Origin of the sequence: Methylotetracoccus oryzae (assembly GCF_006175985.1) — a bacterium.
Taxonomy (GTDB): Bacteria; Pseudomonadota; Gammaproteobacteria; order Methylococcales; family Methylococcaceae; genus Methylotetracoccus; species Methylotetracoccus oryzae.
Genome location: NZ_SRSH01000003.1, coordinates 101917 through 114072, shown reverse-complemented (window position 1 = coordinate 114072; position 12156 = coordinate 101917). Strand labels below are relative to the sequence as shown.

Genomic DNA, 12156 nt, shown 5'->3' with positions numbered 1-12156 from the left:
ATCGATGTTGGCGGAACTCAGGCACTCGACACTACACACCCTTCACCAAGGCCTCTTCCCCCCCCCACAATGAGGGTGTCGTAAAAGCTCAATACGTTGCCGTTCCGAGCACTTGAGTAGGTGCTACCGGTGGTGACGATGGCACCGCGAGAGTGCGCCCAAGCCATTCAAAGCGGGAACGGAATTTCCTCAGCCCCACCCACAAGCCGTTCCAGAACGCCCACCAGGCCGCCCAAGCCAGTGCCCGGCTCAGGTTGTACGCCATCGCATGGAGGGCGAATTCAACCCGGACGCCGGCCAGCCCGCGGCGGTGGAAGCGTCGGAGTCCCTGTCGGCCACGGAGGTGGCTGAACACCGGCTCGACCATGGCCTGGCGACGACGATAACGTTCACGGTGCTCGTCCTGGCGCAATTTGGCCCGCAAGGCCTCTTTCGCTGCATCGATGGCATAGCGCTTGATCTTGCGCCCCGTCTCGCTGCGCGTGCACTGCGGCTTGAGCGGGCAGTCGGCACACGCCGCCGTGCCGTATGCGGTGTAGCCCGGTGCCGTGGCGCTACCGCGATACTGTCCGCACGGCGTTAATCGTTGCTGGTGCGGACAGCGGTAGGCATCCTCCTCCGGCAGATACTCGAACCGGCTCTTGGGAAACTGCTGGTCCGACTGTTTGTTCCAGTCATCGCCCAGACTTTGTCCCTCCGGGCACAGCAACTCGATCGCGCGCTCGCCCGTGGTACGGATAACGCCCTCGCTGAAATAGCCCGCGTCGAACAGGGCCGTGTCGACCGGCCCCAACGCTTGCGCCCGGTCCAACAAACCGGCCACCGGCTCGGTTTCACTCGACGGATGCACCGCGCAGGCCACAATGACCCGTGCCTCGTTGGCGAGTACCGAGGGCTTGTACGAGGCCCGAAAGTCCTTGGAGTGCTTCTGCGGCTGCACCACGGCATCCGGCTCCAGGGGATGAATCTGGGTCTTGGTGGGGTCCTTACCTTTGGCCGTTTGTTTGGCCTGGCGTTCTTGCAACTGTGCCTGGGCTTGCTCCAGTTGCGCCACCCGCGCCGTCGTCGACACTTGATCCGGATGCGCTTCGGCCGCTTCTCGCGCTTCGGCCAATGCGGCCTGCAAGGCCTCCTCCCGCACCAGTTGAAACCGCGAGGACATCGCTTCGATCACCGTGCCATCGCCCGCCACCGTGGCCGTTCCGGAACCGGTCGCCTGCAAAACCTGGCGCGTCAGTTGTTCGAAAAAGCCCGCCGTCAGCAGGTCCTCGTGCTGCCGCACAAAGCGCCCGAGCACCGAATGGTCCGGCATGATGCCGCCACTCAACCACCAGCAGCCCACATCCGACCGCGCGCACCGCTCCAGGTCTCGCAAACTGCTGAGACCCTGCATGACCCCATACAGAATCACCCCCACCATCGCCCGTGGCGCATACGGCGGACGACCGCCGGGGCGGTAGGCCTGCTCGAACTCGGCCAACGACAGCTGTTCCAGCAACGGCCGGATCCGTAGCGGCGCCTTCAACCCCACCGCTTGCAGGTGCTCGTCCAACCGCACCTGGTTGATAAAGATCGAGCGCGGATCCGGCGACTCAAACTTGACCCGCGGCGCCGACCGCACCGCCGCTGCCGCCGCTGTCACCCCCGCCGCGCGTTCCAGGTCCGCAAACAGCGAGAGCTGGTTGCTCGTATCCAGTACCCTGACCCGCCGTCTGATCCTCTTGGCCACCATCACATCGTTCCAGACTCGTTGCTCTTCAGCAATTTTACCCCGCCACAGCCGGTCGGCACCTTTTACGACAGCCTCCACATGGCGGTAGAAAAGCGCCAGTTCCGACTCCACGGCCGGCAGCGGATCGGCTACCGGCACGGCGACGCCGAGCCGGTCCAGCAGCGCACTGCCGAGCTGGATCGCCTCGTCGTAGCGCGTTCGATTCGACAGACTCATCACCTGCACGCAGGCCGGCTCCACCAGACGTGGGACCTCCGCGACACGCGCCGCGAGCCGGTCGTACAACGCGTCCGCCTCCGGGTAGCGAGCCTGGCAATACAGGATGAGGTGCAGCTCGGAGCACAGCATAAAGGCCAGGTCAGGATTCGCTTCCCAGAGATCCGTCGGGGACACGCCGAGACTGAGGTGCAGCAAGCGTTCGGCGACGTCGAACGCCCCGGCGTGGCGGGCTTGCACGGCCGCTTCGAAGAAGAGCGCGCGCGCGATGGACTGCTCCTCGACAGCGCCGATCAAGTGGGCCGCCAGCGCATAATGCTGTGCCGCGAGCGAACGCAGCGAGGGATCGCCGGGTACCGAAGCGAAACGTCGCGCGATCTCGAGGTGCCGATGATCGCGCCAGGCGGCATCCCGCAGCTGGTACACCGCCTGCAGCATGCGGTCGTGGCAGAAGCGAAGCGGGGACTCCGGTTCCGGCGGCAGACGCGCCAGCCCGCTGTGCGGCAGCAGAATCCCTGGTTCCAGTGCGGGGACGAGCCGGGCGCAAAGACTTTCCGGATCGCAGTCCAAGGCGATGGCCAACCGCTCCAGGGTGCATTCGTTGCCCAGACACGCAACGGTGACCAGCACGTCGATCGTGTCCAAAGCCAGCGCGTGCAGACGACCCGCCAGAAAATCGGCGATGTTGGCGCTGGCCGGGTAACGGCTGATGGCGTCGAGGCTCCAATCCCACGTGGCCCGATCGGGATCCGGCGCGATCACTCCGTCCGCGTACAGTGCCTTGAGCAACTCGAGTGTAAAGAAGGGATTGCCGCCGGTCTTGGCGTGGAGCGCTGCCGCCAGCGGCCGCACGGCTTCGCGCGGCGCTCGCAGCATGTCGGTCAGCAATGTGGCGAGGTCCTGGACCGGCAGATTTCCCAGGGTCAACACGGGGACCGGAACCCCGGCGGCCGTGGGTCGACGGAGCAATGCCGCCAAGGGATGCGCAGCATCGATGTCAGCGTCCCGATAGGTACCGATCAGCAGCAGACCATCGAGTTCCGGCTCGTCCAGTAGCGCACCGACGACGTCCAGCGACGCCCGATCCGCCCACTGGAGATCGTCGAGCAGGATCACCAGCGGACGGGCCGGCGTGGCGATCTGCCGCAACAAACCCACCAGCAGCCCGCGCAGCCGCGCCTGATCTTCGACCGGCCCCAGTTCCGGCGCGGGTGCCTGGGGCCCGAGCAGCGCTTCGAGTTCCGGAATCAGGTCGAACAGCACAGCCGCATCCGGGCCGACGCCAGCCAGTATCCGCTGGCGCCACCGCGCGACCTCCGGCTCGGGCTCGGCCAACAGGAACCGACAGAGCTGCCGCAGGCATAGTCCCGGGCCGAGCAACGGCCGTCCGGGCTGGAACTGCTCGAACTTGCCGCTGACGAACCAGCCCTGGTTAAGTGTGACCAGCTGCTGTATTTCCAGGATCAATGACGTCTTCCCGACCCCGACATAGCCTGTTACGAAAAGCCCACGGTTGCCGCCGCCGACTCTGCGGGCCTCCTCGAACGCCGCTGCCAGAGCTGCCAACTCCTTGTTGCGGCCATAGAGGCGGCGCGGCGCCCGCAAGGCCAGCGGCATATCGCGCTGCCGGAGCGGCACCTGGTCCAGAGGGGTGTCCTCGTGCAGTGCTCGACGCAGCGCCGCCAGGTCGTGGGCCAGGCTCGCGGCGCTTTGGTACCGATCGTCCGGCTCCTTCGCCAGAAGGCTCAGAATGACCGCGGATACGGGCTCGGGGAGCCAGGGTGCATGTACCGCCGGCGGTACCGGCGATCGGGTCAGGTGGGCATGGATCAAACCCACCGCATCGGCCGCTTCGAAGGGCGGGCGGCCGGTTGCCAGGAGATAGAACACGGCCCCCAGGGAATAGAGGTCGGCGCGGTAGTCGACCGGGCGATTCATCCGTCCGCTCTGTTCGGGTGAACGGTAAGCCGGATCGCCGGCCAGGCGGCCGGGGTGGCCGAACCCGGGCCGCTCCTCTGCGAACGTCGTCGCCTGGGCGAAGTCGATGAACAGCGGCTGCGGTTCGTCGCGCCCGATCAGGATATGCTCCGGAGTGATGTCCTTGTGCAGGATGCTCCGTCCGTGCATGCCCGCCACGGCACGCGCCATGGCTTCGCACAGCGCCAGGAACTCCGCCAGGCCAACACGACCGGGAAGGCCCGACTGGCGCAGCGGTAAGCCGTTGAAATCCTCTATTGCCAGTTCGCCCCTGGCCGGATCGAATGCCACCAGCGTCGGACAGCCGGGAACACCGCGCAGGCGCTCGAGTATCCGTTGCTCATGGCGCAGGGAATCCGCGGAAGGGCTCGCAACGCCATCACCCAGGGCCCGCTTGACGAGCAAGGGCCCACGCTTGGGATCGACCCTGCGGAACGCTTGCCAACCGGCACCGCGCAAAATGTCCGGCTCCGCTTCCGGATGCCGCGGGAGTTCAGCCAATGGATTTCCCTGCTCCGAGGTTCAGACGATCCGAGATGGCCGGACCATTCGGGCGGAACCGGGCCTCGTGCCGATCCCCTCGACCGCTCGCTCAAGCTCCGCAGAGCAGACCCGGCCGCATCGCTGTCGGGGTGTGATTCTAGAGCATCGGGGCACGCCGACGAAGAGAATGAGCGGGGAAGCTCGCGGAAACGCGGCATGACGCCCAGGTGCACGCAGCAGCCGTGCCACTCACGGCCTGAAGACGCCTCAGTCAGATACTGGCATCAGGCAAAGGCATCGTCCGCGTGATCGCCGGATCGACCTCATGAGCGCTGTGACACGAGCTGGGGCAGTCTGAGGATAGTGCCCCTCCCGGCCCCGCAGCCAGGCCGCGGGGCCACTCTCCCCGCGCGACGGGACCGATCACGCCAGCGTCGGATAGTCGGTATAGCCTTTCGCGCCGGGCGTGTAGAAGGTTTGGGGATCCGCTGCGTTGAGCGGAGCCCCCGACCGGATGCGAGCTGGCAGGTCGGGGTTGGCCAGAAACCCGGTTCCGAAGGCCACGGCATCGAGACCAGCGCCGGCAATCACCGCCTCGGCCTCGGCTGGCGTGTAGCCCATGTTGGCGACCAGCGGGCCGCGAAACTGCGCGCGTGCCGGCGTCAGGACATCACCGCTCTGCTCCCCGAGGAAGTCGCCGCGCATCACATGCAGATAGGCCAGAGCGAGCGGGGATAGGGCCTTGGCGAGATGGGCCGTCAGCCCGACCGGGTCGCTGTCGCTCATGCTGTTGTAGGAGTTCAGCGGCGAGAGGCGCACGGCCGTGCGTTCGGCACCCCAGACGCCGGTAATGGCTTCGAGCACTTCGAAGAGCAGCCGGGAACGGTTCTCCACCGAACCGCCATAGCGACCGGTGCGCCGATTGGACCCGTCGCGGAGAAACGAGTCGATCAAGTAACCATTGGCCGCATGAACCTCGACACCGTCGAAACCCGCTGCCTTCGCGTTCTCCGCCGCCCGGAGGAAGCCGTCGACGATGCCGGGAATCTCATCGTCGCGCAATTCCCGCGGAGTCGCGTAAGGCTTCTTCCCTTCCGGCGTGTGCACCTCATCGTTGGTGATCGGAATCGGGCTGGGGGCCACCGGCTGCGCGCCGCCGTTGAACAGCGGATGACAGGCGCGTCCGCCATGCCAGAGTTGCAGGAAAATGTGCCCGCCGGTGGCATGCACCGCATCGGTCACCCCGCGCCAGCCGAGAATCTGCTGTTCGTTGTAGATGCCGGGCTCGGCGTAGAAGGCCGAGTTGCCCTCCATGATCATCGTGGCCTCCGCGACGATCAGACCCGCCGAGGCGCGCTGGGCATAATATTCGGCCATCAGCGGATTCGGAACATGGCCCTCGGAGGCACGACAGCGCGTCAGCGGAGCCATGAAGATCCGGTTGGGAAGGTCGTGACCTCCGAGTCGGAGCGGGGAGAAAAGCGTCGGTGTCGGCATGGGTTTCGAGTTGGGTATTGAGTTGGACATTAGGGCGGGAGGGCGCGGGAAGCCGCGAACATCAGCCGGCTCCACGGCGATTCAGAAGCGCTCCTCGCAACTGCGCAGTTCGATCTCCCAGGACCAGGCGCCAGGGGGCTGGTCCAGGACCGCCAGGTAGCTGGCGGCGATGTTTTCGGGACTGAAGCCCTGGGCTCCGGCGCCGGCGCCGCGCGTGACAACGCCATCGATGACGAAATGCGCCACATGGATCCCCAGGGGACCAAGTTCCTTGGCCAGGCTCTGGGCCAGACCGCGCACCGCGAACTTTCCCATCGCGAAGGCGCTGGACTGGGCAAAGCCTTTCACGCTGGCCGTCGCACCGGTGAAGAACATCGCCCCGGTCCCACGCGGCAGCATACGTCGCGACGCTTCCTGCGCGACCGCGAAGGCGCCCATGGCATTGGTCTGCAGGGCGTGGCTGACCGCCTCGCTATCGAGTTGTGTGATCGGCCCGGGCAGGCGCGCGCCGGCATTGAAGAGGACGACTTCCGGCGAACCCAAATCCCGCTCGACAGCGGAGAACAGCTCGGCGACACCCGCCGCAGAGCGCACATCGACGGCATACGCGCGGCAGTGCAGGGTCGCGGCGAACGGTTCGAGCTTGCCGAGATTCCGGGCCGCCAGCGCCACGACGTAACCGCGTTCAACCAGGCGGCTGGCGAAGGCACCGCTGATGCCGGGCCCCGCGCCCACGATCAAGGCCACCGGGGCGTTCATGCGAGCACCTGCACGGGGAGCCATGCCGCGACGCCAGACACGATGTCCAGCCGCCTGCGGCGGGATTCCCTGAAAATGCCGTCGGCAGTGTCCGGCGCAAGAAACGTTCGAGACATGTTGGGACTCCGTAAAGGCCGGGACGAAAGACCGGCCGTTCGCCATTTCTATACCGATTGGTTTATAACATACCGATCGTTAAAAATAGCTGTCAACCACCCTCGATCGAACTCCGACATGGAACGCGGCCGCCCCAGAGCTTTCGACGTCGACCAGGCGCTCGACGCCGCCTTGCGCGTCTTTTGGCGCGATGGCTTCCAGGCGGCGACGATGACCGAGTTGACCGCAGCGATGGGTGTCAGCAAACCGAGCCTCTACGCGGCCTTCGGGGACAAGGCGTCGCTCTACATCAAGGCCTTCGAGCGCTACCTCGAGCGGGAACTGGCGGAACACCGGCGAGCGCTGGAGGCCGAGCCGGAGGTCCGGCGAGCCGTCGAAGTCTGCCTGCTGTCCGCGGTCCGGGCGATGACTGACCCAGCCAAGCCGCGCGGCTGCTTCATCGTCAACGGGGTTGCCGATTGCGGCTCGCCCGGCACACCGCCCGCGGTCGAAGAGGCGCTGTTGCGGAGCATCCAGGGGGCGGTCGAGATGTTTGGCGCACGACTTGCGCGCGGAGTGGAAGATCGCCAACTCCCCGCCTCAACCGACGTCGGCGGCCTGTCAGCGTACCTGGCCACCGTGCTCGCGGGGCTCGCCGTCCAGGCCCAGGCGGGCGTTGGCTGCGAGGTTCTTCGATCCGTGGTCGGCTCAGCCCTGTTGGCTTGGCCGAGGAACGATGCCTGAGCTGGCCGTTGACGGTTCTGCCCGCAAGCCGCGACCCGCGGGCCGCCGAATTCCTGGCGTCACTTGTCGCTACGATCGGGAGGCTCCAGTAGTCGCTGCAACTCGGCAAAGTCGATCGGTTTGACGACGTGATGATCGAAGCCTGCCTCGCGGGTCTGCCGGCGGTCCTCTTCCTGCCCCCAGCCGCTCACCGCGACCAGCGTCACGCCGGAACCGGCGGCGGATTGCCGAATCCGGCGCGCGACCTCAAAGCCGTCCATCAGCGGCATGCCGAGATCCAGCAGCACCACACCGGGTCTGAAACGAGCCAGAATGTCCAGCGCCGCCGCGCCGTCATAAGCCACCTCCGTGGTGCTCCCCAGGGTCTGCACGAGCAACGCGAGGGTATCCGCCGCGTCCCGGTTATCGTCGACGATCAGCACCCGCTGTTGGGACTGGCGCCCTGACAAGGGCGGTATCAGCGACGCTGCGACGGGTGTCTCCGGCGCCGCCAGCGGCAGGATCACGGTGAACTCGCTGCCCTGTCCCGGTCCGGCGCTGTGCGCCGCTACACGGCCACCATGAAGTTCGACCAGACGCTGTACAAGGTGCAGGCCGATGCCGAGGCCGCCCTGTGACAGTTTGGACGTGCGCTGGACCTGTCCGAACAGGTCGAAGACCTGCCCCAGGTGCTGCGCCGCGATGCCCATCCCCTCGTCACTGATGCGGACCACGGCCTCATCGCCCTGGCGCTCGGCAGCGACGTGGATGGTTCCGCCCGCCGCCATGTATTTGGCCGCATTGTTCAGCAGGTTGCAGAACACCTGCGTCAGCCGGACCGGGTCGCCGTCGACCTGCAACGCCTCGGATGGGAGCGTCACGGTCACCGAGTGCGAGGCTGACTGGATCAGGGGCTGGGCCGTTTCCAGCGCTTGTGCGACGAGGGTGGCGACCGTGCAGCGCTCCTTTTGGAGGTCGATACGGCCGCGCGTGATGCGGGATACTTCGAGCAGGTCGTCGACCAGACGCACGAGTTGCCGGGTCTGCCGTTCCAGGATTTCGCGAAGCTGCGGAAAATTGGGTTCTTGAATCCCGGAGCCCCGCAGCGTGTCCAGCACGGCGCAGATCGGCGCCAGCGGATTGCGCAGTTCATGCGCGAGCGTCGCCAGGAACTCGTCCTTGCGCCGGTCGGCGTCCCGCAGCGCGTCTTCCGCCTGTTTCAGGCGGCTGATATCGAGGTTGATGCCCGCCCAGCAGAGCACCTTGCCGTCCTCATCCAGCACGCGCACGCCGCGCGCCAGAACCGGGTGATACTGACCGTCGACTCCCCGAAAGCGATGCTCGATGTCCCACTGAGCGCCGGTCCGGACGCACTGCTGCCAGGCCGCCAGCGTGCGATCGGCATCCTCGGGATGCAGCACCTCGCCCCAGCCGAAATCGGAACACTGCGCCTGGGTGAGCCCGACCAGCTTGAGAAAGGATTCGCTGGCGTAGGTGTTGCGGCCGTCGGGGGTACAGATCCACACGCCGTAATCGATGGATTCGCCGATGGCCCGAAAAATCCGTTCGCTCTCCCGCAGGGCTTCGGCCTGGGCGACACTTTCACTGATGTCCATGATCGCGATAGCACAGCCGGCGATCATCCCCGATCCCGTCAACACCGGGGCGGCGCTGTTGAGCACAATCACCTTCGAACCATCGAAGCGCTCGATCTGCAGCCGCTGCCCCACGACCGGGGCCCGCGTGCGTATCGCTTGCGCCGAAGCCCATTCTTCCGGCTGGACCGGCTGCCCTGTCTGCACCCACCAGGCCCGATAGGCGCCGTAGTCGGCGACCGACCGAACCGAAGGCCGGAGACCACCCCAGATCCGTTCGAAGGCCTGGTTGGAACGCACATACCCCCCTTGCGTATCGAGGATGGCCTCTCCGACGGGCAGTGCTTCCATGACCGCTTCGAGTCGCATCCGCTCGTCGGTGGCCTCGTTGAGAGCGCACTGCAGGCGCTCCTCCGCCCGTTTGCGTTGCGTGATGTCGTAGACGACGCCCATGGCTCGAACCGGCCTTCCATCGGCAGCGAAATGAACCTGGCCTTTGCCCGCTACCCAGAGGACCATGCCGTCATCGTCCCGGACGATGCGAAATTCCTGCTCATAGCGGCCTGCTCCCGCCAGCGCGGCCTGAAATGCAGCGTCCACCGTGGCGCGGTCGTCCGGATGCACCCGGCCGAGGAAGTCGGCATAGCTGAAGAGCCCTTCCTGCGACAAGCCGAAAAGACCACGGTAGGACTCGGACAGCGTGGCCCGGTGCGAGGCAAGATCGCTATCCCAGATGGCAATGCCGCCAGCCTGCTGGGCGAGGCTGAGGCGTTCCTCACTGGCCCGCAATGCCGCTTCGCGCTGCCATTCTGCGGTGACTTCGAGGCCGATGCCGCCTACGAACCGGTTCCCGGACGCATCGTGAAATGGAAACTTGGCGACGCGCCAATGGCTATCGCTCCCATCCGGATCGGGGACGGTTTCGGTGATTTGGATGGCCTGGTCCTTCGCAAAAACCTCCAGGTCGTGGTCGTGGAGCTGCCGGGCCGTTGCATCGGGCCATAGCTCCGCGTCGGTCTTGCCGAACCAGTCCTCCCGCGGGATGGCAAACCACCGCTCCAACGCCTGGCTGACATAGACGTACCGGCCGTGTGCGTCCTTCATCCAGGCGAGCGTGGGACTGTTGTCCATGAAGAGACGGAATCGCTCTTCACTGTCCCGCAACTGGCGCTCGGCGCATTTGCGTTCGGTGATTTCCTCGACCACCAAGCCAAAGCCGGTGATGGCCCCGCTCTCATCGAATACCGGATACCAGCTTTCGTTCCAGTGGTGCGTCACGCCGGGCCGTGCCGGCGTTTCTCCGGCAAACTCTCGATTGATGACGGGCCTGCCCGTCGCCAGAATCTCGCGGCTGACCGCTTCGACATCCGCCAGCAGCGATGGCACGATGTCGCCCACTGCACGCCCAAGATGGTCCTCCGCTGCCGGGCCATTGATCTCCGCCAGCCAGCGATTGATGCGCCGGTAGCGGAGATCCCGATCCAGAACACACAAGCCGATCGGCGCGTGGTCATAAATCCAGGCCAGTTCGTCCCGCTGTTCGCGGACTTGCCGCTCGCTGCGGCGCAAGGCGTTCTCCGCTTCCTTGCGCTCCGAGATGTCCGTGAATGCACCGAGCATGCGCAGCGGCGTGCCCTCGACATCACGCAAGGCACGGCCGCGCGACAGCACCCAGCAGTCGCGGCCATCTCTGGGACGGAGACGGAACTCGACCCGGTAATCTGCATGGTCATCCCAGTGCCGCTGCAGAGCCTCCCTCACCCGGTCGCGATCGTCTGGATGAATGCCGGCGAACAGGGTTGCTTTCGCGTCGGATAGCTCGTGCGATGAGGGGTAACCGAGCATGGCTCGACACCGCTGTGATAGAAACACCGCGTGCGTGCGCAAGTCCCAGTCCCAGACCGCGTCCTCGATGGCCTCCAACACCAGTTCATGACGCGCGTCGGTTTCGCGCCGAGCGGCCTCGGCGGCGTAAAGCGCCTGGTAGAGCTTGTTTTGTCGCCGCTGCCACAGCACCACACCGGACGCACCGAGCAGCGCGAGCAGGCTGGCCACTGCGACGAGCGTCTTCAATGCTTGGCTGCGAGCGGTCGCCAGGGCCGTGTCCCGCTCGACCTCGGTGATAACTACCCAGGGCGAACCCCGCACCGGCTGATGCGCCTGGATCGTGCCATCGTCGTGGGGCGTCGCAGCTGAGCGCGGGCTCGGCCCGTCCGCCTCGCCATCAGCCCGGGGTGGCGAAATCCGAAAGGCCACGCCGCCATCGTGGTTCTTGATTGAAGTCGTGCCGACGATGCCACGCAGCGGCCAAAGCGCGAGCAGTGGATAGAGGGACTTGCGCGCATCCTGGATCAGGACGATGGCGCCCAAGGGATTATCCTCGGGCAATATCGGTGCGATCACATCGATCCTCGGCACCGCGGTGTCTCCTTCCCGGTGCAACGGCGTGAGCACGGGTTGGCGGGTTCGCAGCGCCGCAACGACTGCGTCCCGGTCATCTGCCGTCAAGGGCGCGGGACCGTCCCGGACGCTCAGGCTGGGGTGGCCGTCGCGATCCAGCAGCAGGATGTCGACGTAACCGTAAGCCAGTTGCAGGGTGCGGAAGCGGTCACGCAGGTGCTCCGCCTGTTCCGCAGTCGGCGTGCGCATCCACTCCGCCACTTCATCAAGAACGTACGGACTGTCCGTGAGGATCCTGGCGTCCCCGAGCCGCTCGGTCCTCCACTGCCCCGCCATGACCGCCTTCAGTTCGCCGATCGCGGCGAGTTCGGCCCCGACGAGTTGCTCGGCCCGCTGCAACTCCATTCGATAGTAGGCGGCAGCGCCGGCTCCCAGGCCGATCAAAACCATTGCGGCCAGGCCCGCACGCAGGATCTGGTGCCAGGCCCCAAAGACGTTGGCGGGGAGCAAGCGTCGGATCATCGTGACATTCCCTTGGGGGCTATGGGTCGCCAGTGCGCCGGAGGCGGCAGATTGCGAAACGGGAACTGCGGCATTGCTGAGGGTCTGACGGCGACAGCCGACGGCGGATGACCCGGCACCGCGTCGGATGCGGGGAAAGCCATCCCTGGAGCCCTG

Annotated in this window: 5 protein-coding genes; 1 reads left to right on the top strand and 4 read right to left on the bottom strand. The window is 66.1% G+C overall.

The genetic code is table 11. The features are described 5' to 3' along the window. Positions 1–88 precede the first annotated feature (88 nt). The 3 genes from BWR02_RS04535 to BWR02_RS04525 all read right to left on the bottom strand — a co-directional run bounded on the left by BWR02_RS04535 (position 89) and on the right by BWR02_RS04525 (position 6664). Entirely contained in the window at positions 89–4426 is a 4338-nt protein-coding gene (locus BWR02_RS04535) for an IS1182 family transposase (RefSeq protein WP_139556571.1), read from the bottom strand. A gap of 405 nt (positions 4427–4831) precedes the next feature. Continuing rightward, positions 4832–5905, bottom strand: a complete 1074-nt coding sequence (locus tag BWR02_RS04530; RefSeq protein ID WP_201276151.1) for an alkene reductase — start codon at positions 5903–5905, stop codon at positions 4832–4834. A gap of 81 nt (positions 5906–5986) precedes the next feature. Continuing rightward, positions 5987–6664, bottom strand: coding sequence for an SDR family NAD(P)-dependent oxidoreductase (locus BWR02_RS04525; RefSeq protein WP_139556569.1), 678 nt, complete (start codon positions 6662–6664; stop codon positions 5987–5989). A gap of 234 nt (positions 6665–6898) precedes the next feature. On the opposite strand from BWR02_RS04525, the gene BWR02_RS04520 reads away from it, so the two are divergent. Then, positions 6899–7504 carry a TetR/AcrR family transcriptional regulator gene (locus BWR02_RS04520; RefSeq protein WP_162560010.1) on the top strand — a complete coding sequence of 202 codons (606 nt, stop codon included), beginning with the start codon at positions 6899–6901 and terminating at the stop codon, positions 7502–7504. 59 nt (positions 7505–7563) lie between these two features. Here BWR02_RS04520 and BWR02_RS04515 read toward each other — a convergent pair whose 3' ends face one another. Continuing rightward, complete coding sequence (locus BWR02_RS04515; RefSeq protein WP_139556567.1) at positions 7564–12000, bottom strand: PAS domain S-box protein; 4437 nt, start codon at positions 11998–12000, stop codon at positions 7564–7566. Positions 12001–12156: the final 156 nt, after the last annotated feature.